Consider the following 23,334-nt stretch of genomic DNA (forward strand, 5'->3'; position numbering starts at 1 on the left):
ACTCCAGAAATATCCACTTGGTTGGTTTGACGTGTGCTTCGCCCTTTTCGGGTGTGGGCTCAGTGCGGCTCGGGCACCTTTCGGATCGTCAGCTCGCGGCAGTGCGAGCCCAGATCCAGCAGGAGGCCGCAGTGATCGAGCAGTTCAGGGTGGAGCTTGACGCGCAGCACCGTGTAGAGCGCGGCGGAAGCCTGACTCGGGGCCAGCGGTGCCCCGTCGGCGGAACGTACCGCGAACCGCGGCCCGCCCGCCAGATCGACCAGAGCGCCATCGGGCAGCGAAGCGGCGATCAGGAGAGAGGCGTAGTGGGCCCGGAGTTCGGTGATCCGGCGGTGGGCGGCGTCGAGCGAGGCGGACGGGCGCCGACAGACCAACACGGAGGCGCTGTCGGTGAGGTGCGTATCGGGTTCCTCGGTGTCGCTCGCAAGATGCCAGAAGGTCTGCTCCGACTCCTCACCCGGTTCACGTACGGCTGCCGGGTAGCGGCGCACCGATACAAGGAAAGGCGACGTATCAGCACCAGCAAACGTCGTCTCGACGTAGAAGGAGGTGGATACCTCGGCATCAGGCTGCGGTACGGGCGGAAAAGCCATCGGTCGACCACCCGCCGCTGTTGGTGGGACCAGTTCCAGCAGTTGGTACAGCAACTGACGGAGCTTCGGAAAGGACGATCCCGGCTCCATGAACGCACACCTGGCGACAGCGGCGAGCAGATCGGGGCGGTGGCCCGAGAGCGCTGCATCGATCTGCGGGCGCAACGGAGCCGAGCGGTCGAGCAGCGGCACGGAGCGGTGGAGTGCGTGTCCGGCCGTCCCGGGGACCGCCTCCTCCCCGAAAGCGGCCAAGAGGACGGGTCTGCCGAGCGCAGCTCCGTAGAGCGTCACCGAACCGTGATCGCCGACCACCACATCGGCAGCAGTCAACGCCTGCTGCCAACCCGCCGTCGGGTCGATCAACAGCGCACCGGCGGCCAGAGCCGAACGCTGTGCCACCCGGATCTGCCAGGCTCCGTGGCCGGACCAGACATTCGGATGCAGTACCAGGACGAGCCGGTACTCGTCAGCCGGCAGCTCCGCCAGCAGCCGGGCGGGGAGATCGGGGTGACGGCCGATCAGCGAGCCAGGACCCCAGGTGGACGTCATGAAGACCAACCGTTGCCCGGGCTCGACCCCGAGCGAAGAGCGGTAGCGGTCTCGCCAGCGCAAGCCGGCGTGCAGACGGTCCAGGCACGGGTCGCCCGCCAGCACGGTCCGGCCCACGGTGGCCGGGTGAGCGGCGGCGAGTTGGCTCTCCTGATCGGGGTGCGACACGGCGAGCCAGGCCCGGCGTGCCGCCAGCAACCCTTCCGAGACCAGGCCGGAGAGCCGGGTACCCGACGACGCCGAATCCGGAACGAGCTTCTGGAAGCCGACACCATGTGGGAGGACGAGTACCGGGTAGTCGCCGGGTGGAACGCCGATGTTCTCGCTCGCGGAGACCATCAGATCAGGCTTCGCTTCAGAGAGCTGGGCCCACGGCAGAGTACGGCAGCGCAAGGAGCGGAGCAGTTCCGGAACGCCTTCGCCGAAGGCGGAGGTGGGATCGTGGGCGAATACGACGGCCAACCGGGGATCATCGCCCAGCAGATCAGGCAGGACTTCCAGAACGCGAACGAGGGAGGTCACCGTTCGGGCCGCGACCGCTACGGTGCGCTCGCTGTCGAAGGTCCGCCAGCGCGAGGCATCCGGGCCGACCGGTACGAGGATGCGCCTATCGAAGTCCACCGGACACCTCCGCCCCTGCGAGCGATGGTATCGAATTGGCCAGTGTCAGACGCTCAGTGAAGCGGTTCGCGGTTCGCGGTTCGCGGTTCGCGGTTCGCGGTTCGCGGTTCGCGGTTCGCGGTTCGCGGTATTTTGTAGCGGATCGGAGGGGTTGAGACAAGGCACTCACCACCTGTTTCTCCGCATCTTTCGGGTTCCCTCTGAAGGCTACTGGAGTGCGGAAGGTGGTCCTGACGGAGCCGGCTGCCGACTGATGGCGGTTCAGCCGGTGGGGAAGACGATGGTCGGTGGTGGCGTGGGCCCCAGGAGAGGTTGGGAGACGGCGGAAGGATCGAGGGCGTGGGCGGCGCGTGCGGCCTCGGGGCGCGGACGGCTTCGCGGAGCAGCTGCCACGAGCTGAGGGTCGATGGTGAGGGCGGTGACGCCCAGCGGAGCGACCAGTGCGCGCAGCGCCGGTTCGGAGAACTCCGCCCAGGACTGGGCGGGGCCGAGGACGCGGGTCAGGAGGGTTTCGGAGGTGAAAGCGACAGCGGTCCGGTCGCCGAGTGCGGTGCGAAAGAGCTGAGCGGTGCAGCCCAGCGGATGGGGTCTGACCGGTACCAGGAGGAAGCCAGAAGGAACGCGTTTCGCAGGCTCCGGACCGGCGTCGTCGTGGCGCTGCTGCATGGGATGCCTCCGTGGTGGGTGGCGGGCGCAGAAAGGTGCCGGGCGGCCGCCCAGCGCCAGCACGTCATGGCATCGACGCTACGCCGGAAATCTTGGTGAGGTGCCGAGCCCTGACGGCTTCTTGATCCCCGGATTATGGCGCGGTGGGGCTGCGGCGCCGAGGTCGGTAGGCATGTGTGGTGAGTGCCGGAAGACCGCAGTTCGGCTGGACGAGTCGGGATGCGGGGGCGTCGGGACCTCTGCGGAACGAGCTGCGGTAGGTGGTAGCGGTAGCGTCCGAGTGCGCGGGGCGACGAAGAGGAGAGCGGGATGGCACAGGTACGAGTGGCGGCGGCTCAGTTCGAGTGCGTTGTGGGTGACGTGGTGGCCAATGTGCGGCAGATCGCGGAACTGGCGCAGGAGGCCCGGGCGGCTGGCAGCGCGGTGATGGTCTGCCCGGAGCTGGCTCTCACCGGATACGAACCCGGGCTGATCGGCCGGGACCGGACGCTGTGGACGGAGGCGGAGGACGCCCGCCTCGACCCGCTACGCGGTACGGGGATCACGGTGGTGGTCAACGGAGCCGCGGCAGGGCCGGGAGGCCGGCCGCAGATCACCAGCACCGTGTACGCCCCGGACGGCTCCGTGGCGACGGTGTACGCGAAGGAGCACCTGTACGAGAACGAGCGGGAGGTGTTCGAGCCGGGCAGCGGTGGCGGCCGCTTCTGGGCGGGCGGCGTCGGCTACTCGCTGGCGACGTGCTTCGACAACCACTTCCCCGAGGTGTCCGGGCGGAACGCGGCCCAGGGCTGCCGGGTTCACCTGGCGAGCTCGCTGTACGGGACCGGGGGCGGCCGGGAGGAGCGGCGCACGGTCCACCCGGCGATAGCGAAGGCCACCGGGATGTACGTGGTGCTCGCGAACCACGTCGGTCCCGCCGGGCCGTGGACGGGCTGCGGAGGCAGTGCCGTGTGGGCGCCGGACGGGACCGTGGTGGCCGAGGCGGACGAGAGCGGGCCCCGGCTGCTGGTGGCCGACCTGGAGGTGGAGACGGGCGACTGAGGAGGGAGGGAACGGCGGAACCGGGAGAGGCGTGGCTCAGCGGTATTCGTCGTCGGGCACGCGGTCGGCCAGATCGTCGAGGACGGTGAACCGGACCGCTTCCCGCAGCGGCTCGTTCGGCTCGGCGTCGTCGAACTCGGCTTCGGTGTCCTCGTCCGGGTACACCAGGTGCACCGCGGCCTCTTCCGCGCTGGCGGCGCCGGCGTCCGGCCCGACATCGGTGCCCTCGGTGTCGATGCCGTCCTCGACCAGGCGGCCGGCCCGGGGCGAGGGGCCGTCGGCCCAGCGGTCGTCGACCGCCTCGGGGCTGTCGTCGGGTTCCTCCTCCGACAGCAGCTGGTCCAGGGACTCGCCGCGCTCGGCCTCCTCGGGCGTGGTGCCGTACGCGGTGGCGCCGCGGTAGCCGTCCGGCGGGATCACTCCGGTGTCGAGCGGGTCGTCGTCCAGCCGGTCCGTGAGCAGGGAGTCGGCAGGTTCGAGAACGCCGTCGTCCTCGGCGGGTTCCGGGTCCTGGGCGTCCCAGTCGGTCATGACAGCACCTGTCCTCGTCACTCGGGGTGAGGTCACACGCAGTTTCTTCATGCTCGCCAGGGAGCCACCCCGCCCGCAACACGGCGCGGCGCCGAGGGCCTCGGAACACGGGCGGGACGGACGGCTTCCGGGGGCCCGGAGGAAGGAGGCGAAGCGGTTGTCGGTGGGCAAGGTGCCTGGTCGGGGGCTTGCGCTGGGCGCAGGCCGGTCGAAGAGGGGCGGACGGGCCGACGCGGTTCGTGGCGGTGTGGCGGGAATTTGTCGAGGCCATGTCGATAGGGGTGTCGCGGTGGAGGGGAGAAGCATCAGGATCGGTGGGCGGGCGGAGGCGGTGAAGGGTTTCCGAGCGTGAGAGGAGGCGGGGATGAAGGGTTTCGGTAACGCGGAAGTCAGGCGAGGGGCACAGGTAGGCGGCGGAATGGCGGTCGGCGGCCGGGGCGTCGGGGCAGCGCGGCATGATGAGGCGCATGGAACGGACGTGCCCTCGCCGGTCGGTGCCGTCGGGCCGGGTGTGCGGATGGGGTGGGCGGCGATGAGGCACGACGGCGGAGCGCCGGGCTTCGTGGGACGGCGGCGCGAAGTGGCGCGGCTGATCCAGGCGCTGCGGGCCGCGCCGGCGGTGGTGCTGGTGGAGGGCGACGCCGGTATCGGCAAGTCCGCACTGGTCGGGCGGGCGCTGGCGGAGGCCGAGGTGCCGGGCGAGCGGGTGCTGACCGGCCGGTGCCATCCGGTGGCCGAACCGTCCCCCTACGGTCCGGTGCTGGACGCGCTGCGGCGGAGCCGCCCGGTGCTGGCCGGAGTCGCTGGAATGCCACCGAGCGCCGGGGCGCTCCGGACCTGGCTGCCGGACCTGGCCGACCTGCTGCCGGAGAACACCGCAGGTGCGGGAGCCGACGAGCGGTACCGGCTGACTCAAGGCCTGCAGGCGCTGCTCGGGGCACTGGGCGAGGTGGTGCTGCTGGTCGAGGACGTGCAGTGGGCCGATCGGGCGACCAGGGAACTGTTGCTGCTACTGGCCAGGGACCCGCACCCCGGTCTGTCGCTGGTGGTGACCTACCGGCCGGAAGAGCTGCCGGACGGGGCGCCCGTGCTGGGAACGGCCTACCGCTGTCCGCCCGGGGTTTCCGGCGGGCTGCTCAGGATCGAGCCCCTGGACGAGGCGGAAGTGCTGGAGCTGGCCCGCACCGTGCTCGGCACCGGCACCGGTGGCGCGGCCGGGCCCACTGCTGCTCCCGCCTCCAGCGCCGGTGTTGCTGCTGGTACCGGCCTCGCGTCCGGTGCCGGCCCGGGCACCGGGCCCGGCACCGTGCCTGCGGTGGCGCGTCTGCTGTACGAACGCTCCGGGGGACTCCCGGCCGCGGTCGTCGAGGACCTGGCGGCCCTGCAGGAGGACGGCCGGCAGACGGATCCCGTCGCGTTCCTGAGCGGGGCGGATCTGGCGCGTGGCCTGCGGGACGCGGTGGCCGAGCGGCTGGCAGGTCTCGCCGCCGAGGCGCGTGCGGTGGTGGAGGCGGTCGCCGTGCTGGAAGAGCCGGCCGGTGAGGGGCTGATCGCCGAGGTTTCCGCGCTGTCCGCCGAGCAGGCCTCCTCCGGGCTGGTGGAGGCACTGCGGGCGGGTGTGCTGAGCGAGCCGGAACCTGCCAGGTACGCGTTCCGCTGGGAGCCCGCCCGGCAGGTGGTGTACCGGCGGATACCGGGTCCGACGCGCTCCGCGCTCCACCGCCGGGCCATCGACGCGCTGCGCACCGGGCGACCGCAGCCGCTCGCCCGGATCGCCGCGCACACCCGGGCCCTCGGCGACCGGGACGCCTGGCAACAGGCCGCCGAAGCGGCCGCCGACCAGGCGGTGGAACAGGGCGACACCGCGGTGGCCGGGCCGCTGCTGCGCGAGCTGCTCGCCGAGGCCGACCTCGCGCCCGAGCGCCGGGGACGGGCCGCCCGGGCACTGTCCGGGCTCGCCGCGAACGCCGCCTACGACGCGGCCAGCACCGAAGTGCTGGCCGACATCATCGCCGACCCCCGGCTGCCGGTCGCCGACCGGGGCGAAGTCCGGCTGACCCTGGGCCTGCGGGTGGCTGTCCAGGGCGGCGACCGGGCCGGCTTCGCGCTGATCGAACAGGCCGCCGACGAGCTCATCGCCGAACGCCCGGCCCGCGCCGCCCGGGCCCTGGTCGCGCTCGCCATGAACGAACGCGACGGCGCGGGCGCGGCCGTCCGTGAGCGGATGGCCAAGGCCGCCGCAGCCCTGGAGAGCGAACCCGACGAGGAGGTCGCCGCCGCCTACCGCGCCACCAGGCTCACCTTCCAGGCCCGCGAGGGCGACCCCGAGCTGTGGCCCGAGCTCGACCGGCTGCCCCGCGACGCCTCAAACCCCGAACTCGTCCGGCAGACCACCAGGGCCCTGTTCAACGTCGGCGACATCGCCATGGAGACCGGCCACGACCAGCGGGCCGGACGGCTGCTCGCCGAGAGCCGCGCCCTGGCCCGGCAGGCCGCGATCTCCTACCTGGAGTGCTACAGCCGGATCGCCCTGTTGCGCCTCGACGGCCTGGCCGGGCGGTGGCAGGGCTTGGAGGAGCGGTTCGAGGCCATCGGCACCGAGTACCCGGACGTGGCGATGGCCCGGGTCGAACGCGCGATGCTGTTCGGTCGGATGGCCGCTTCGCGGGGGCGGTTGGCGGTCGCGCGGGCCGAGTTCGAGTCCGCCGCCAGGTACGGGGAGCGGGAGTCACAGGTCACCACGGCGATCAGGGCCGCCGCCGGGCTGGGGGCGGTGGAGCTGGTGGAACGCGGTGCGGAGGCGGCCGCTGCGGTGCTGGCGCCGGCCGTGGCCATGCTGCGCCAGGCGGGGGCGTGGGCCCGGGCCGGGGAACTGCTGCCGATCGCCGTGGAGGCCGTACGGGGTGCCGGCGACGAGGGCGCGGCCAGGCACCTCACCGAGGAGGCGGCGGAGGCGATCGACGGGGCGGACGCGCCCGCCGCGCACGCGGGGCTGGCCCTGGCCCGGGGCGTCCTGCTGGAGGGGACGGACCCGTGCGGTGCGATCGAGTCCTACCGCGAGGCGCGGGACGCCTGGCGGGGCATCGGACGCCCCTACGAGGTCGCCAAGGCCGAAGAGCGGCTGGCCCGGGCACTCGCCGACCGCGACCCGCAGACGGCGGCCGAGCGGCTGGCCGCCGCCGAAGCCACCTACACCACCCTCGGCGCGGCCTCCGACGCGGCCCGCTGCCAGCACGTCCGACGGGACCTGGGCCTGGGGCGGATGGCCTCGCCCGGGCGGCGCGGCTACGGCGAGGCGCTCTCGCCACGTGAGCGGCAGGTCGCCGAGCTGGTCGGGCAGGGAGTCAGCAACCAGGACATCGCCCAGGCCCTGTTCCTGTCGCCGAGGACGGTCGAGCACCATGTGGCCAGCGTGCTGAGGAAGTTGGGCGTGGGGCGGAAGGACGTGGCGGAGGCGTTGGCGGAGACCGAGAGCTGAGGGAGAAGAGGGCAGGGACAGGAGTGGTGACGGGAGGTCAGTGGTGGAGGGTGGCGCGGGCACCGGTGGTGTCGATGCGGGCGCCGCGGCGGTGGCGGAGGGCCGGGTGGGTGTGGGCGGTGGTGGTGGCTGCGGTGAGTGCCTCCGTGCAGGTGGGGGCACGGACGGCGAAGGTCTGTTCGCCGCGGGTGCCGGTGGGGCTGGTGGTGGGCATGGTGACCAGCCAGAGCGGGAGGTCGGCCGCCGAGCGGAACCGTGAGGTCGGGAGGGCGAGGGAGGCGGTGAGGGTCATGGTGGTCGCCGGAGTCAGGGGCGGGGATGGTGGGGGAGGCGGGCGAGCCGGGAGAGGGTGGCGCGGCGGGTCTGGCGTTCGACGGTGCCGCGGCGCCGGGGGGACGCGGGCTGGTCGGCGAGGACGGTGAAGTGCTCGCTGGCGTACAGGCGGAAGCGTTCGCGGCGGGTCATCCGGACCTCCGGGGCGAGGGTGGGAGGGAACGGCTACCAGCTAAGCGGGAGTTGAGCGCGGTGATCAATGCGTAGTGGTACCCATCGCGGTGGGCGAACGGTGGGTAGTGGCCGGGAAGGAGCGGGGGATACCCAGGGTTCGGGGCGGAGGTTGGGTAGGGGATACGCATTGTTCGGGCCGGGAGGGCGGGGCTTTGCTTGGAGTGTTCCCGATGACGGCTGCCCGCCGGCCCCCGGCCGCCCAGGAGGTTTCGATGACCCGCCGTGAACTCTTCCGACGTTACGCCGCCGAGCACTTCACCGCCCCGGACGTGCCGGCCGCCGACCGGGCCCGCTGCCGGGGGACGGTGGAGCGGCAGACCAGCCGTGCCCGGCTGGCCTCGCTGGCGCGGATCACCCCCAGGTACCCGCTGCCGGAGGCGGTCGACGGCGGGAGGGCCGGAGGCGGGACGGCCGAGGGGACCGGGGCCGTGCGGATTCCGGCGCAGCGGTCGTGCGGCGACCGTCCGGGCGGGGCGGACGACTGAGCGGGGAGGAAGGGTGAGCGGGGGAGGCGCCGCTCCCTGACGGGGGGTCAGGGAGCGGGCCGGAGGTCAGGGAGCGGGCGGGGTCAGCGGATGAGGTGGGGGAGGAAGCGGGCGCCCTGGTGGGTGATGGGGCTGTCGTCGGTCTCGCGGATGCCGAGGCCGGCGGATTCGCCGTCGACGACCCAGGTGCCGAGGACGGGGCGGTTGCCGTCGAAGTCGGGGAGCGGGTGGTACTGCTGGTAGCAGTAGCCTTCGGCGCCGTAGCGGTCGGGGTCGCCGGCCCAGTCGGCGAGCCGGGTCTGGCTGCCGTCGGGTTCGACGATGCGGATGCCGGCGCCCTCCCGGCCGAGCAGCGGCTTGGCGGCGTAGCCGGGGCCGTCGGGGTCGGCGAGTTCGCGCGGGCCGTCGAGGTAGGCGGGCAGCAGGTTGGGGTGGCCGGGGTTGAGCTCCCACAGCACGGCCAGCAGGGCCTTGTTGGAGAGCAGCATCTTCCAGGCGGGCTCGATCCACAGGGTGGAGCCGGTGCCGCCGCCGAGGTCGATGACGTTCAGCAGGTGGTCGGCGAACTCGTCGTAGACGAGCCACTCCCAGGGGTAGAGCTTGAACGCGGAGCGGATGAAGCGGTGCTCCAGGTCGACGAAGCGGCCGGACATCTCGTCCCAGCCGATGTCCTCCATGGCGATGCCGACGGTCTGCAGACCGGCCTGTTCGGCACATTCCTGCAGGTAGAGGGTGGTGAGCCAGTCCTCGCCCTCGGTGTCGCCGCGGGAGTGGGCGAAGTGGACGGGGCCGGGCGGCAGCAGGTGCTTCTGGTCGGACCAGGACTCGACCAGCCGCTCGTGCAGGGAGTTCCACTGGTCGGCCCCGGGGAAGCGGTCCTCCAGCCAGAACCACTGCGGTCCGGCGGCCTCGATCAGCGAGGTCGGGGTGTCGGCGTTGTACTCGAAGAGCTTGGCCGGTCCGGTGCCGTCGTAGGCGAGGTCGAAGCGGCCGTACACGCTGGGCTGTTCGGCGCGGCGGCGCCAGGACTCGGCGACCACGGCGGCCAGTCGCGGGTCGGTGATGCCGAAGTCGGCGAAGCGGCCGGTGCGCACCACGTGCTCGGCGGCGGCGAGGGAGAGTTCGTGGAGCTCCTCGACGACCTCCTCCAGCGCCTCGACCTCGGGCAGCGAGAACTCGTAGTAGGCGCTCTCGTCCCAGTAGGCGTGCGGGCCGCCCTGGTTGCACGGGTCGGAGCACATCGCGTACACGAGGCCCTGGGACTCGACGGTGGCCAGCCAGTCGGGGCGCGGGGCGATGGTGTGGCGGCGCAACCGGATCAGCCCCCGCCCGAGCCGCTGCTGCTGCCCTTGGGGCAGCCGAAGCCGCCGCGCTTGGCGGCGGCCTTGCTGAAGGTGCCGCCGCTCGCGGTGGTGCTGCCGGAGCCGCAGTAGTACCACTGGCCCGCGCCCGAGCCGCCCGCCGAGCAGGAGTGCGCGTCGAGGACCTTGAGGGTGCCCGGGTCGACGCAGCGGCTGGGGGTCTTGGTGGACGAGGAGCAGCCCGCCAGGGTCAGGGCCAGGGTGCCGACCATGCCCAGGGCGACGAAGCCGGAACGGCGGCGGGCACCGGGGGCCGGCCGGTCGGGCCCGGTGGTGGAGGAAGGCGGCGGCGAGGTCATGGCGGATCATCGTACGCGTGCTGCCGGATGATAGGCGAGGTACCCCGGAAAACTGACGGGACACCAGAGGCGTGGGGCATCCGTGGGATATCTTTTGCCGATCCTTGACCACGAGGCGGCCCGGGCGGCCGCCCGACCTCCGGGGAGCCCCCGCAGATGAACGACATACTCCACGGCCTCGGCGCGGCCGCCGTCTACGGCCTGGTGGGCCTGGTCCTGCTGCTGCTCGGCTACCTGCTGATCGACGTGCTCACCCCCGGCAAGCTGGGCCGGCTGATCTGGGCCGACGGCAACCGCAACGCGGCCGTGCTGCTCAGCTCCGCGCTGCTCGGCGTCGGCGGCATCGTGTACACCGCGATCCGGTACACCTACGACGACTTCGGCAAGGGCCTGCTGTCCACGCTCTGCTTCGGCGTCCTGGGCCTGCTGCTGATGGCGCTCGCGTTCTGGCTGCTGGACCTGCTCACCCCCGGGCGGCTCGGCGCGATCCTGGTCTCCACCGAGCCGCACCCGGCGGTGTGGGTGTCGGCCAGCTGCAACCTGGCCGCCGCCGCGATCGTGGCCGCCTCGATCGCCTGAGCATCCGCAGGGGCCGGGTCAGCGGCGGGCGGCCGGCAGCAGTTCGGCGAACAGCGGCGCGACCTGCCCGGCCTCCAGCAGGAACCCGTCGTGGCCGTGCGGCGAGGAGAGCGTCCGCAGCGCGTCGGCGTCCGGCAGCAGCGCGGCCAGTTCGGCCTGCTGGGCGGGCGGGTACAGCCGGTCGGAGTCGACCGCGGCGACCAGCGCCGGAACGGCGGCCCGGCGCAGCGCCGCCGCCGTACCGCCCCGGCCGCGCCCCAGGTCGTGCGCGTTCATGGCCTCGTTGAGGACCACGTAGCTGCCCGCGTCGAAGCGGTGGGCGAGCTTCGCGGCGTGGTGGTCGAGGTACGACTCGACCGCGAACCGCCCGCCCCGCCAGGGGTGTTCGCCGTGCTGCGCGGCCCGGCCGAAGCGGGCCGCGAGCTCGGGCTCGCTGCGGTAGGTGATCTGGGCCAGGCGGCGGGCCAGGCCCAGGCCCCGGTGCGGGCCGCCGCCCGGCGGCAGGTGGTGGTAGTCGCCGCCGCGCCACCCCGGGTCCGTGCGGATCGCGTGCAACTGCGCCGAGGCGTGCGCGATCTGCTCGGCGGAGGCCGCCGCCGCGGTGGCCAGCACCAGCAGCGCCCCGACCCGCCGCGGGTGCGCCACCGCCCACTCCAGCGCGCGCATCCCGCCCATCGACCCGCCGACCACCAGCGCCCAGCGGTCGATGCCGAGCGCGTCCGCGAGCCGCACTTCGGCGGCGACCTGGTCGCGCTGGGTCAGGAACGGGAACCGGCTGCCCCAGGGCCGGCCGTCCGGCGCGGTCGAGGACGGGCCGGTGGAGCCCTGGCAGCCGCCGAGCACGTTCGGCGCGACCACGAACCAGTGGTCGGTGTCCAACGCCCGGCCCGGCCCGACCAGTTCCGTCCACCAGCCGGCCGTGGGGTGCCCGGGGGCGGCCGGCCCGGTGAGGTGGCTGTCCCCGGTCAGGGCGTGCAGCACCAGCACCGCGTTGGAGCCGTCCGGGCGCGGGGAGCCCCAGGTCTGGTACGCCAGCCGGGCCCCCGGCAGGGCGCCGCCCGCCTCCAGGGCGAGCGGCCCGGGCAGCGCGAACCAGCGCCGCCCCCGGCCGGGTCGCCGTCCCGCCACGCCCCGGAGGACGGCGGCGGGACGGCGGGCAGCGGCGGGCCGTTCAGGACGCGCCCTTCGCCGAGCGGAAACCGGCCTCCAGGTCGGCCCGCAGGTCCGTGACGCTCTCCAGCCCGACCGACAGGCGCACCAGGCCCGGCGCCGCCCCGGTGGCCGTCAACTGCTCGGCGTCCAACTGGCTGTGCGTGGTGGAGGCCGGGTGGATCACCAGGCTGCGCACGTCCCCGATGTTGGCGAGGTGGCTGAACAGCTCCAGCCCGTCCACGAACCGCCGCCCCGCCTCGATGCCGTCGCGCAGCTCGAAGGAGAGCACCGCGCCCGCGCCGCGCGGCAGGTAGCGCTGCGCCGCCCCGTACCAGCGGCTGGAGGGCAGCCCCGGGTAGTGGACGGCCGCGACCTCGTCGCGCTGCTCCAGCCAGCGGGCCAGCTCCAGGGCGTTCGCGGTGTGCCGCTCCAGCCGCAGCGACAGCGTCTCCACGCCCTGTAGCAGCAGGAAGGCCGAGTGCGGGGAGAGCGCGGGGCCGAGGTCGCGCAGCAGTTGGACCCGGAGCTTGGCGGCGAACGCGCCCGGGCCGAGGGCGTCCCAGAAGCGCAGGCCGTGGTAGCTCGGGTCGGGCTCGTTGAAGCCGGGGAAGCGCTCGGGGTCGGCGCCGAAGTCGAAGCTGCCGCCGTCCACGACCACGCCGCCGATGGTGGTGCCGTGCCCGCCGAGGAACTTGGTCGCCGAGTGCACCACGACGTCCGCGCCGTGCTCCAGCGGCCGCAGCAGGTACGGGGTCGGCACGGTGTTGTCGACGATCAGCGGCACTCCGGCGGCGTGCGCGACGTCCGCGGCCCCGCGCACGTCCAGCACGTTGCCGCGCGGGTTGCCCAGCGACTCCGCGAACAGCGCCTTGGTGTTCGGGCGGATCGCCGCCCGCCACGCCTCCAGGTCGTCCGGGTCCTCGACGAAGCTCACCTCGACGCCGAACCGGGGCAGGGTGTGCCGCAGCAGGTTGTAGGTGCCGCCGTACAGCGAGGCCGAGGACACCAGGTGGTCGCCGGCCTGGGCCAGCGTCAGCAGCGCCAGCGTCTCGGCGGCCTGCCCGGAGGCCAGCGCGACCGCCGCCACGCCGCCCTCCAGCGAGGCCAGGCGCTGCTCCAGCACGTCGGTGGTCGGGTTGTGGATGCGGGTGTAGATGTTGCCCGGCTCGGCGAGCGCGAACAGGTCCGCGGCGTGCGCGGTGTCCCGGAAGGCGAACGAGGTGGTCTGGTAGATCGGCACCGCCCGCGCCCCGGTCGCCGGGTCGGGCTGCGCGCCCGCGTGGATCTGCCGGGTCTCGAACGACCAGCCGGGAACGGCCTCGGGGCTCTGCTCGGACATGCTGCTCCTGTACGGATCACGGGCGCGACGCGGGCACGGCGGAGCCGTCGCTCGGACGCGGGAGGGCGGGGAGGAGGGCACCGCCGGCGGGTCTGCGCGGCCGGGGTGCCTGCCGTACCGGCGGCGCGGCGGCGCTGCCGGACGGTCACGGCGTCAGGTAAGCACAGGCCGCGAACGCCCCGCCAGCGGATCGCGGAAGCGGAAACGGGACGACACGGGGCGCAATGTCCCGGAGACCTGACGGGACATCATCTGATCATCCGACCAAGGGATTTGAGGGGAACCGGCAGCTCGGGATCGGGTCGGGCGGGCGGCGGGGCGCTCAGGCCGGGGCGGTGCCCGGGATGCCGAGCAGGGCCAGGAACGCCGCCGTCGCCGGGGTGGGACCGGTGCGCGGCCAGACCACCGTCTCGATCCGGACCGGCGCGTCCGTGACCTCGACGACCGCGATGCCGGTCAGCCGCGGGACGTACGCAGCGGGCAGCATCGCCACCGCCAGGCCCGGCCCGACCAGGCGCGGGATGTAGGACGCCTCGTCGACCTCGAAGGCCACGTCGCGCACCAGCCCCGCGGCGGCGAACGCCAGATCGGTCTGGGCCCGCCCCGCGGTGCCCGACGGGAGGTCGACGAAGGGCTCGGCGGCCAGCTCGCGCAGCGGCACCCGCCCCCGGGAGGCCAGCGGGTGGTCCGGCGCGACGGCGGCGACCAGCCGGCCGCGGGCGAGCTCGCGGGCCGTGACCCCCTCGGGCCGGAAGGTGGTCGGCAGCCCGAGGAAGGCCACGTCCAGCTCGCCCTCGCGGACCTGTTCGACCAGGTTCTTGCTGGCGCCCACCCGCAGGCCGATCCGCACCTGCGGGTGCCGGCCGCGGAACTCGCGCAGGCCCACCGGGATGTCCACCGCGGTGACGGTCGAGATCAGGCCCACCGCCAGCCGCCCGCGCACCTCGCCGACCGCCGCCGCGACCTCGGCGGCGGCCCGCTCCGCCGCCTCCAGGCACTGCCGGGCGGCCGGCAGGAAGGCCTCCCCGGCGGCGGTCAGCCGGACCCGGCGGCTGGTGCGCTCGAACAGGCGGGCGCCCAGCTCCTGTTCGAGCCGGGCGATCTGGTGGCTGAGCGCCGACTGCACGACCAGGCAGCGCTCGGCGGCCCGGGTGAAGTTCAGCGTCTCGGCCACCGCGAGGACGTAGCGCACCTGCTGGAGTTCCATGCGATCCATCATGGATCGAGATCGATTGGCTGACAAACATGTGTTGGACTCATCGATCGGGCCGGGGCCAGACTGCTGCCCATGAGAGCGAACCCCGGCACCACCACCCCGACCATCGTCCCGAGCACCACCACCCCGACCACCGCTCCGGCCGCCGGGCCGTCCCGCGGCGGCCGCGCGCTCGGCACGCTGCCCCGCACCGCACTCACCGCGCTCGCCCCGATGGTGTGGGGCACCACCTACGTGGTCACCACCGAACTGCTGCCCCCCGGCCACCCGATGTTCGCCTCCCTGCTGCGCGCCCTGCCCGCCGGGCTGATCGCCCTGGCCGTCACCCGGACGCTGCCGCGCGGCAGTTGGTGGGGCAGGGCCGCCGTGCTCGGGGTGCTGAACATCGGACTGTTCCTGCCGCTGCTGTTCACCGCCGCCGAACGCCTCCCCGGCGGCGCCGCCGCCACCCTCGGCGCCGTCCAGCCGATGATCGTCGCCCTGCTCGCCGTCCTGGTGCTGCGCCAGCGGCTCTCCGGCCGGCGGCTGGGCTGGGGGCTGGTGGGCGTGGTCGGCGTCGGACTGGTAGTGATCGGCCCGAGCGCGGCGCTGGACGCCGTCGGCGTGGCCGCCGGGCTGGGCGGCGCCGCCACCATGGCCCTCGGCGTCACGCTCACCAAGCGCTGGGGCCGGCCCGAGGGCGTCAGCCCGCTCGCACTGACCGGCTGGCAGCTCACCGCCGGCGGCCTGTTCCTGCTGCCCGCCACCTTCCTGTTCGAGGGCGCGCCCCCGGCGGTCGACGGGCAGGCCGTGCTCGGCTACCTGTGGCTCGGCCTGGTCGGCGGGCTGCTCACGTACGCCCTCTGGTTCCAGGGCATCGGCAGCCTCCCGGTCACCAACGTCGCGGTGCTGGGCCTGCTGTCGCCGCTGGTCGCCGCGGTGCTCGGCGCGCTGCTGCTGGACCAGACGCTCGGGCCGGTGCAGCTGCTGGGCTTCGCGCTGGCGCTGGCGTCGATCGTGGCCGGACAGCTGCCCGAACGGCGAGCGGGCGGCCGGGGCCGAGCGGGCGGCCGGGGCTGACGCGGCGTGCGGTCGGGGGCCGGTGATGCCCCGTCAGTTGCGAACGGCCGCCCCGGAACCGGGGCGGCCGTGGTGCGTCGGTGGGTGCGGCGGGGCCGTCAGACCCGGCGGATGGTGCTGATGGTCAGGGCGTCGACCGCCATGGTGCGGACCGGGGCGCCGGGCTTCGGGGCGTGCACCACCGTGCCGTTGCCGATGTACATGGCGACGTGGTCCTGGGCGCCGTGCACGTTGTAGATCACCAGGTCGCCGGGCTGGGCGTTGTGCCAGTCGCGGCCCACGCTGCTGCCCACGCCCGCCTGTTCCTGGGAGGTGCGCGGCAGCGCGATGCCGGCCTTCGCGTACGCGTACACCATGAGCCCGGAGCAGTCGAAGCTGTTCGGCCCCTCGGCGCCCCAGACGTACGGCTTGCCCCGCTGGGCGAGCGCGGTGTCCACGGCGAGCTGGGCGGCGCCGCTGGAGGCCTTCGGCAGGGAGGAGAGGTCCACCCGGTCGGAGCCGCGCGAGGCGGTGCCGCCGTTGTCGGCGAGGATCGCCTCGCGGTCGGCGGCGCTGAGCTGGTTGAGCAGCCGCCGCGACTCGGCGAGCTTGGACTGCACCTCGTTCTTGGTGTCGTTCAGCGTCTTGGTCTCGCCGTCCAGTTCGGCCAGGACCGTCGAGGTCTCCTGCTTCTGCTGGTCCAGCCGGCGCTGCTGGTCCTTGAGCGCCTTGAGGACCTCGCTCTGGGTGCTGGCGGCCTGGTTGAAGGAGGACGCCTTGGAGAGGTACTGGTCCGGGTCGGTGGAGAGCATCAGCTGCATCGACGGGTCGACGCCGCCCTGCCGGTACTCGTCGCCCGCCACCTCCGCCAGTCCCGAGGCCAGTTCGGTCAGCTGCTCCTGGCTGCGGGCCACCTGGTCCTGCAGCTGGCCCGCCTGCTGGCGCAGCTGGTCGGCCCGCTCCTTGGCCCCGTTGTACTTCTCGGTGGCCTGCTCCATCTCCTCGGAGAGCTTGTCGACCTGGGCCTTCACCTCGTCCTTGGACGGCTGCGCGGGCGCCGCGTGCGCACCGACCTGGGCCGACAGGGCGACCACGGTCGCGGCGGCACCGGTGAGCACGGTCACCCGGGCTCGGCTCGGCTGCTTGGGGCGGCGGTGGGAGGCCATCCGAGGTTCCTTCTTCCGGTTCTTCCGGTCGGACTCATTCATTCGAGTGATCGTCCGAAGATAGGTTCGACGCCAGACCGTAATCAAAAGCGGGCCCCGCGTCCACTCCCCTCCGCTCCCGAACCCGGCAACGGGGAGGAGTGGCTGACTGTACGTCAGCCTGACAACGGGGCGGGGGAAGGGGGTCGGTGAGGTGTCACATGTGGCATGGCTGATGGGTTTGCAGCCTATTGGGTGGGTTTCGGACTGGATCGGGCAGGGCGGGCGAGCCCGGTGGGGTGGCGGGGTGGCGGGGTGGCGGGGTCGGGGAAGGGGCGGGGGCGGTGCGGCGCAGAATGGATCCGTGTTCGAACTGACTACGGAGGGGCAACTCCGTACCGCCACCGACGACGACAGCGTGCTGCTCTGGGCCGCCCAGGGCTTCGCGGACGGCGTCCGCGCTTGGGCCTCCGGCCTGGGCTCGGGCCGGGCCGTCGCCGTCGCCTCGCCCGCGCTCTCCGGGCGCGACCGGATCGCCGTCCGCGGGCCCGTCGCGGAACTGCTGCCGCTGCTGGACGCAGTGACGGCGCTGGTCGGCCCGAGCTACCGGCCGTTCGGCGACGCCGACCTGCTCGTAGAACTCTGCGCCCGCCGCGACGGCCTGGAGTCGCGCGGGCGGTTCGGGTGGATGCAGCGCGCCGCGACCGGTCTTCCACCGCTCGGCGGCGGGACGGGCGTCGCGCACTGGCTGGCCCCCGGCGAACTGGACGAGGCCGCGGAGCTGATCGACCGTCACTTCCCGGCCTCGCACGCCCACCCGCACCGGCCGGGCGTCCGGGCCTGGGCGGGCGTCCGCGACGCGGCGGGACGGCTCACGGCGCTCGCCGCCGACGCCTGGCCCGCCCCGGCGGTCGGCCTGCTCGCCGGTGTCGTCAGCGATCCCGTGCACGGGCGCGGACGCGGGCACGCGGCGGCCGCCTGCACCTTGGTGCTCGGCGGGATCCTCGGACGCTCGCCGCACGCGGCGCTGATGGTGGACGACTGGAACGCGTCGGCGATCGGGCTCTACCGGCGGCTCGGCTTCGAGCACCGGTCCCTGGGCGCGGCGGCGCAGCGCGGGGCCGACGAGGCGGCGACGGGGTGCTGAGGGGCCCGGCGGTGGCGGGAGGGTCGGCGGGAGGGCCGGAGGGGGAGCGGCGGCGGGTGGCGCTCGGCGGTCCGGGCGTGGTGGCGGAGAGTGTCGCCTCGAGTCGCTAGCGTGTTCGCATGACCGATGTCGAGCACGACCTGCGCCGGCTGCTGCCCAGCGGGGAACCGAGCGCCGTGGCCGGACTGCTGCCCGCCGGAAGGCTGGTCGGCCCCCGCCGCCACGGGGAGGAGATGACTCCCGTGCTCTGGCTGAGCGACGGGCCCGCCCCGCTCGGGCTGTGGGAGGAACTGCACCGCGGGCATCCGCGCAGCGGGCTGTGGCCGCTGCTGCTCGCGCCGCTCCGGGCGGGGGACGAGGAGTTCCGGCCCTGGGCGACGGGCGAACTCGACACCGACTCGGCCAGCGAACCCGACTGGTACGACCCGGCCGCGCTGCTGCGCACCGGTTGGGAGTACTCCACGACCGTGGACTCCGAGGGGGACCCGTTCGACCCGGAGGAGGCCGCCGAACTCGGCCGGTCCGTCGCCCCGTTCCTCACCGGCTGGCCGGGCACCGCGCCCGCCGCCGCGTACGCGGGCGACCCCGACGGAGCGGCCCGGGCACTCGCCCGGGAACTGCTCGCGGGCAACCCGCAGCTGCGGATCGGCCTGGTCGCGGCAGGGAGCGGGGCCGAGGCGCTGACCGCCTGCGGCTGGTCGGGCCCGGTCAACCACGAGGACGACATCGCCAAGGTGTCCGCCGTCCTGCTGGACTGGGAGCGCCGCTACGGCACCCGGCTGGTCCAGGTCGGCTTCGCGGAGCTGGAGTTGAGCGTGGCCGCCCCGCCCCGCGACGAGGAGACCGCGCTCCGGGTCGCCGCCGAGCACCTCGCGTTCTGCCCCGACAACATCTTCCAGGGCGCGGGCACGCTCACCGCGTACGCGCCCGGACTGATCGGGGCCGAGCAGTGGTCCTTCTGGTGGGACTGACGGGCATCCGGTGAGGAGGTCCTCCCGGTTTCTCCTCGAACTCTCCCCGGGGAACGTCAATTCTGGTTGATCGCGCTCCACTCGCGCGAGCGAAGAATCGCACGAAGATTCGCCCCGGGGGGTGGTTTGGCTTCCGCAGTGCCGAGTTCCCGTCCTTGAGGCTTTTAGGGTTGCCGACGAGACAGGGACGGAGTGGTACGGACCGGGCCGAAGTGCCCAGGGGGGAGCAGACCATGACGGAAACGACCGGAACGAACAGTGGCACGGCGAGCGCGGCCACGAGGGGCACTGCGTGGCTGCCCGGGCGTCGCCGCCCGGAATCGGGACGGCGGGGAAGGGGAATGGGACGGCGGGGAAGGGGAGGACGGGAAACGAAAGGGCGGGGAGCGGAACGGCCGGGAAGCGACTCGATGCTCCGCCGCACCCTGGGCGAGCAGCGGATCGCGCTGGTCGCCTGGCGGCTGCTGGTCCTGCAGAACGCGCACCCGGCGGTCGCCGCCGGGGTCAGCCAACTGTCCACCTACCGCAGCCACCCGTGGCGGCGGATCGAACACACCATGGACAGCGGACGCCGCCTGTTCTTCTCCGACCGGGACGCCCTGCACCGGGAGATCCAACGACTCGAACGGAGCCACCGCCGAATCGCCGGGGTCGACGGCCGGGGCCGCCCCTACACCGCGCTCGACCCCGCCGTCCGGGTCTGGGTGCTGGTGACGCTCTACGAGGCGATGACCGCACTCCAGGCGCTCGCCGGACGCCCGCTGCGCCCCGCCCAACTGGACCGGCTCTACCGGGAGTTCCGCACGGTCTGCGCCGCGTTCGAACTCCCCGACGAACTGTTCCCGCCCACCGCCGCCGACGTGCCCGGGTACATCCGCACCACCATCCGGGACACCCTCGAGTTCACCGAAGCGGCCCAGGACATGCTGTACACCGTCCTGACCCGCGCACCGGCCCCGCGCCGCCTCGGCCGACTGCGCCCCGCCTGGCCGCTGCTGCGCCGACTCGTCGCCCGCTTCCTGACCGCGCTCACCCTGGCGGACCTGCCACCCGAGTTCCGCGTCAAGTTCGGCCTGCGGCGCAGTCGGGGCGCGGCCGCGCTCTCCTGGATCGTCCACCACGGCGCCCGGGCGGTGGCGGTGCAACTGCCGGACCGGCTGCGCTACCGGACCCTGCCGGACGGCGGTCGGGCCCGACCACGGCAGGCCGACGCACCGCGCCCGGTGCGGACACCGCGCCGGGACAACCGGCCGGCGCGGATGGCCGCGTTCTACCGCCAGGTGATGGACCAGACCGGGGACGGGCAGCTGACCTCGGCAGACTTCGAGGCGATGGCGCACAACATCTGCTGGCCGCTGGAACTCGACCAGGCCGGTGAGTCCGCCGTGTACGCCGCCTTCGACACCTGGTGGCACCACCTGCTGGCCACCATGGACGGTGACGGCGACGGCGAGATCTCCTGCGAGGAGTTCGTCACCACGATGCTCGCCGGCACCGAACGGGACCCGGACTACCTGGCCCGGGGCCTGCACGTCGCCGTCCGCGCCATGTTCCACGCCGCTGACCTCGACCACAGCGGCCTGCTGGACGCCGAGGAGTACCGCACCCTGTTCGGCGGCTCCCGGGTCCATCCCGCCGAACTGACCCACGGCTTCCGACAACTGGACACCGACGGGGACGGCCAGATCACCGAGGAGGAGTTCGTGAGGGGATTCACCGAGTTCTTCACCGCCCGAACGGAGAGCGTCGCCGGCACTCAACTGCTGGGCCGACCATGAGGGACCGGACACCTGCCTCTGCCTCGCCTCGCCTTGATGCCGGGCCTGGTGCGGACTGAGGGCGGGCCCTGAGACCGCGGGGGGCAGTTCCTTGACAACTGAACAGTGCACGCGGGGGGGAGTGGGAGAGGGCGAGAGGCGGGCTGAACTCGTCTGGTGAGCGCTCGCGCCAGGGCCGCCTGCCCCGGGAGGGGGAGGCGGCCCGTGCAGGGGGGGGGAAGGAGGGTGGGGGTCAGCGGGTGGCGGTGGGGCGGGAGCGGAGCAGTGCACGGCCCGGGAGGGCGGTGGCAGCGAGGCAGAGGAGAGCTGCTCCGGCGGCGAGTGGGAGGGCCGTGCCCAGGGGGATGTGCGGAGTGGAGGAGGTGAGGGCGCGGGTGATCGGGGTGAGTGTCGTCCAGGCGATGGCGGCGCCGGTGGCCAGACCGATCACGGCGATCAGCAGGGCCTCCCAGCGGAGCATCGCGCGGATCTGGCGGCGGGTGGTGCCGGCCAGCCGCAGCAGGGCGATCTCGCGGCGGCGGTCCAGCACCGTCATCACCAGGGTGTTGGCGGCGGTCAGCGCCGCGAAGCCCGCCAGCACGGCCGCCATCACGTTGTTCGCCCAGCCGCTCAGCTCGCGCTGGCGGTCGGCCTGCGCCGCGTAGCCCTGGCGGTCCGTCACCGACAGCTGGCCGGGGGCGAGTTCGGCGAGGGCCCGGGCCGTGGCCGCCCGGTCCGCGCCGGGGGCCTCCGCGACCAGCAGTTGGGCCGGGTACGCGGAACTGCTGTGCGCGGCGACGGTGGCGCCCGGGAGCAGTGCCTCGCCCAGGCCCAGACCACGGCTGTAGGTGGCGACCACCGTCGGCTCGGTCTTGGTGCCGTCGCCGAGCCAGAGCGGAGCCCGCTGGCCGACCCGGACGCCGAGGCTGTCGGCGAGCGTGGCGTCCAGCGCGACCGTGTCCGGGGAACGGGACAGGTCGGCCAGTGAACCTGAGCGGACGCCCAGGTCCAGCACCGCCGGGAGGGCCGCCGGATCGCCGTCCACACCCAGCGCGGTGGCGGTGGCCAGCATGTCGGACTGCTGGTACACCAGCCCGGTCGGCCGCAGCCCGACCGCCGCCGACACACCGGGAACCTGCCCGGCCCGCTCCACCGTGCCCGCGGGCAGGCCCGGCCGTCCGGCCTGCGCCGTCACCACCTGATCAGCCGTCAGGCCCTGGCGGACGTGTTCGGCCGCAGTGTGCTGCAGACTCGACTGGAGGAACACCAGCGTCCCGCAGAACGCCGTCACCATCACGATCGGCACGGTCGCCGAGGCCAGCCGGCGGGAGGAGGCCCGGGCGTTGTCCGCCGCCAGCGAGGCCGGCGCGCCGCCCGCCCGCAGCAGCACCCCGAGCAGGCCCACCGCGCCCCGCACCAGCCAGGGGCCGAGCAGCGCCACCGCGACCAGGAAGCACAGCACCACGCCCAGCGCGGTGTTCGCCGCGGTCGCCCCCGTCAGGTTGGCCGCGACGACGGCGAACGCCACCGCGCCGGCCGTGAACACCGCGCCCGTCACCGTCCGGGCCCGGCCGGGACGGCCCGGACCGGTGTTCGCCTCGCCCAGCGCCTGGGCGGGCCGCATCCGGGCGCTGCGCCGGGCCGCGAACCAGCCGGCCGCCAGCGCCGTCACCGTGCACGCCACGACGGCGGCCAGCACCGGCAGCGGGCCGACCCCGAGCTTCACGTCCGACGGCACCGCGCCGCGTGCCACCAGTTCGCCGAACCACCAGCGGGCCAGCGCCAGCCCGGGCAGCACACCGATCGCGGCGGCCAACGGTGCCACCAGCACCGCCTCCGCGGCGATCGACCGGCGGATCTGCCGGGGCGTCGCCCCGATGGTGCGCAGCAGCGCGAACTCGCGGGCCCGCTGGCCGGTCGCCAGCGCGACCGTGCTGACCACCACGAACACCGCCGTCATGGTGGCCACTCCGCCGAAGGACGCGCCGAGCGCCGTCAGCATCGCCTTGGCCTCGTGCAGGATCGGCTGCTCGACCGTGCCGCGCTGCTGGCCGGTCGACACCTGCGCCTGCCCGTCCAGTGCGTGGCGCAACTCGTCCGCCAGGACCCGCGAGTCGGTACCGGCGGCGGGCCGTACCGCGACCGCGTCGATCCGGCCCGGGTGCCCGGAGATCCGGTCCGCGGTGCGGTCGGAGAACCAGGCGGTGGGCGAGCCGGGCTGGGCCTCGGCCAGGCCGGAGATCCGGTAGGAGGCACTGCCGGTGGGGGTGGTGAGCGTGAGGGTGCCACCGGGGGAGAGGTGGGCGGCCTGGGCGCTGGCGCTGTCCAGCACCAGTTCGCCGTCGGCGGGCGCGCGGCCCTCGGTCAGCCGTTCGCCCGGACCGATGCCCAGCGCGCTCCAGCCTCGGCCGGTGAGCCCGGGTCCATTGATGGAAGAGGAAGGGGCAGGAGCAGAGGAGGGAGGGGTGGCGGGGGCGGTGGTGGTCGAGACGGGGAAGGAGGAATCCGGCAGGGCCTGGGCGACGCCCGGCAGGGCAGCCACGGTGGCGGTCAATCCCGCGTCCAGGCGGGCCCGTTCGGGCAGTGGCTGGGTGATGGTCTCACGGTCCTCGCCGCGTTTGACGGTCAGCTCCACCTGCTGGTCGGCCGCGACCACGACCGGTACGTCGGCGTACCGGGAGGGCTGCACGCTCGCGGTCAGGCCGGTCTGGAGCAGGACGCCGCAGGCCGTCACGATGGCGGACGCGAACAGGAGGGCGAGGAACGTTCCCGCGAAGGACGCGGGACGGAAGCGCACGGCGGCGCGGGCCAGTCCGTTGCTCATGCGGTCGGCTCCGTGGGAAGAGTGCGGGGAGAGGG

At 73.9% G+C, this 23,334-nt stretch carries 19 protein-coding genes and 1 pseudogene; 8 read left to right on the top strand and 12 right to left on the bottom strand.

The genetic code is table 11. The features are described 5' to 3' along the window. Positions 1–59: 59 nt before the first annotated feature. Positions 60–1,763 (bottom strand): hypothetical protein, encoded by a 1,704-nt coding sequence (locus OU787_RS33375; protein WP_268661652.1) that lies wholly within the window; start codon positions 1,761–1,763, stop codon positions 60–62. Between the two features lie 261 nt (positions 1,764–2,024). Further along, positions 2,025–2,429, bottom strand: coding sequence for an SAV_915 family protein (locus OU787_RS33380; RefSeq protein ID WP_268661653.1), 405 nt, complete (start codon positions 2,427–2,429; stop codon positions 2,025–2,027). A gap of 309 nt (positions 2,430–2,738) precedes the next feature. Between OU787_RS33380 and OU787_RS33385 the strand changes: the two genes are divergently transcribed. After that, on the top strand, positions 2,739–3,470 hold the full coding sequence (locus OU787_RS33385) for a carbon-nitrogen hydrolase family protein (RefSeq protein ID WP_268661654.1): 732 nt from the start codon (positions 2,739–2,741) through the stop codon (positions 3,468–3,470). 36 nt (positions 3,471–3,506) lie between these two features. On the opposite strand, the gene OU787_RS33390 is transcribed toward OU787_RS33385, so the two are convergent. After that, on the bottom strand, positions 3,507–4,001 hold the full coding sequence (locus tag OU787_RS33390) for a DUF5709 domain-containing protein (RefSeq protein ID WP_063759655.1): 495 nt from the start codon (positions 3,999–4,001) through the stop codon (positions 3,507–3,509). A 532-nt stretch (positions 4,002–4,533) separates the two neighbouring features. Between OU787_RS33390 and OU787_RS33395 the strand changes: the two genes are divergently transcribed. Beyond that, positions 4,534–7,479: an ATP-binding protein gene (locus tag OU787_RS33395; protein ID WP_268661655.1), complete on the top strand. Its 2,946-nt coding sequence runs from the start codon at positions 4,534–4,536 to the stop codon at positions 7,477–7,479. Between the two features lie 37 nt (positions 7,480–7,516). Here OU787_RS33395 and OU787_RS33400 read toward each other — a convergent pair whose 3' ends face one another. Next, positions 7,517–7,771: a hypothetical protein gene (locus OU787_RS33400; protein WP_268661656.1), complete on the bottom strand. Its 255-nt coding sequence runs from the start codon at positions 7,769–7,771 to the stop codon at positions 7,517–7,519. Between the two features lie 14 nt (positions 7,772–7,785). Further along, on the bottom strand, positions 7,786–7,944 hold the full coding sequence (locus tag OU787_RS33405) for a hypothetical protein (RefSeq protein ID WP_157852411.1): 159 nt from the start codon (positions 7,942–7,944) through the stop codon (positions 7,786–7,788). A 254-nt stretch (positions 7,945–8,198) separates the two neighbouring features. On the opposite strand from OU787_RS33405, the gene OU787_RS33410 reads away from it, so the two are divergent. Further along, positions 8,199–8,471, top strand: a complete 273-nt coding sequence (locus tag OU787_RS33410) for a hypothetical protein (RefSeq protein ID WP_030461178.1) — start codon at positions 8,199–8,201, stop codon at positions 8,469–8,471. An 83-nt stretch (positions 8,472–8,554) separates the two neighbouring features. Here the strand turns inward: OU787_RS33410 and OU787_RS33415 are convergent, their stop codons facing one another. After that, complete coding sequence (locus OU787_RS33415; RefSeq protein WP_268661657.1) at positions 8,555–9,784, bottom strand: glutathionylspermidine synthase family protein; 1,230 nt, start codon at positions 9,782–9,784, stop codon at positions 8,555–8,557. A 5-nt stretch (positions 9,785–9,789) separates the two neighbouring features. After that, positions 9,790–10,131 carry a hypothetical protein gene (locus tag OU787_RS33420; protein ID WP_063759654.1) on the bottom strand — a complete coding sequence of 114 codons (342 nt, stop codon included), beginning with the start codon at positions 10,129–10,131 and terminating at the stop codon, positions 9,790–9,792. A gap of 156 nt (positions 10,132–10,287) precedes the next feature. Between OU787_RS33420 and OU787_RS33425 the strand changes: the two genes are divergently transcribed. Further along, positions 10,288–10,710 (top strand): DUF350 domain-containing protein, encoded by a 423-nt coding sequence (locus OU787_RS33425; protein ID WP_030461175.1) that lies wholly within the window; start codon positions 10,288–10,290, stop codon positions 10,708–10,710. 18 nt (positions 10,711–10,728) lie between these two features. On the opposite strand, the pseudogene metX reads toward OU787_RS33425, so the two are convergent. The 3 genes and pseudogenes from metX to OU787_RS33440 form a co-directional block, all read right to left on the bottom strand. Next, a pseudogene (gene metX / locus OU787_RS33430) lies at positions 10,729–11,885 on the bottom strand (homoserine O-acetyltransferase MetX). Continuing rightward, positions 11,882–13,201 carry a bifunctional o-acetylhomoserine/o-acetylserine sulfhydrylase gene (locus OU787_RS33435; RefSeq protein ID WP_268661658.1) on the bottom strand — a complete coding sequence of 440 codons (1,320 nt, stop codon included), beginning with the start codon at positions 13,199–13,201 and terminating at the stop codon, positions 11,882–11,884. The pseudogene metX and the gene OU787_RS33435 overlap by 4 nt, the downstream one beginning before the upstream one ends. A 322-nt stretch (positions 13,202–13,523) precedes the next feature. Then, positions 13,524–14,408 carry a LysR family transcriptional regulator gene (locus tag OU787_RS33440; protein WP_268661659.1) on the bottom strand — a complete coding sequence of 295 codons (885 nt, stop codon included), beginning with the start codon at positions 14,406–14,408 and terminating at the stop codon, positions 13,524–13,526. Positions 14,409–14,630: 222 nt separating this feature from the next. Between OU787_RS33440 and OU787_RS33445 the strand changes: the two genes are divergently transcribed. Then, positions 14,631–15,476 carry an EamA family transporter gene (locus tag OU787_RS33445; RefSeq protein WP_442788663.1) on the top strand — a complete coding sequence of 282 codons (846 nt, stop codon included), beginning with the start codon at positions 14,631–14,633 and terminating at the stop codon, positions 15,474–15,476. Between the two features lie 98 nt (positions 15,477–15,574). On the opposite strand, the gene OU787_RS33450 is transcribed toward OU787_RS33445, so the two are convergent. Then, positions 15,575–16,621, bottom strand: a complete 1,047-nt coding sequence (locus tag OU787_RS33450; RefSeq protein ID WP_030461170.1) for a C40 family peptidase — start codon at positions 16,619–16,621, stop codon at positions 15,575–15,577. Positions 16,622–16,964: 343 nt separating this feature from the next. On the opposite strand from OU787_RS33450, the gene OU787_RS33455 reads away from it, so the two are divergent. From OU787_RS33455 to OU787_RS33465, 3 genes are all read left to right on the top strand, one after another. Then, complete coding sequence (locus OU787_RS33455) at positions 16,965–17,747, top strand: GNAT family N-acetyltransferase (protein WP_268661661.1); 783 nt, start codon at positions 16,965–16,967, stop codon at positions 17,745–17,747. 119 nt (positions 17,748–17,866) lie between these two features. After that, positions 17,867–18,718, top strand: coding sequence for a DUF4253 domain-containing protein (locus tag OU787_RS33460; protein ID WP_268661662.1), 852 nt, complete (start codon positions 17,867–17,869; stop codon positions 18,716–18,718). Positions 18,719–19,128: 410 nt separating this feature from the next. Beyond that, a complete protein-coding gene (locus OU787_RS33465) occupies positions 19,129–20,496 on the top strand; it encodes an oxygenase MpaB family protein (RefSeq protein WP_268661663.1) in 1,368 nt (455 codons plus the stop codon). Positions 20,497–20,728: 232 nt separating this feature from the next. On the opposite strand, the gene OU787_RS33470 is transcribed toward OU787_RS33465, so the two are convergent. Further along, the gene (locus OU787_RS33470; protein ID WP_268661664.1) at positions 20,729–23,299 is read right to left on the bottom strand and encodes an FtsX-like permease family protein; all 2,571 of its coding nucleotides are present in this window, start codon (positions 23,297–23,299) and stop codon (positions 20,729–20,731) included. Between the last annotated feature and the right edge of the window lie 35 nt (positions 23,300–23,334).

This window comes from Kitasatospora sp. YST-16, assembly GCF_026802215.1.
Taxonomy (GTDB): Bacteria; Actinomycetota; Actinomycetes; order Streptomycetales; family Streptomycetaceae; genus Kitasatospora; species Kitasatospora cineracea.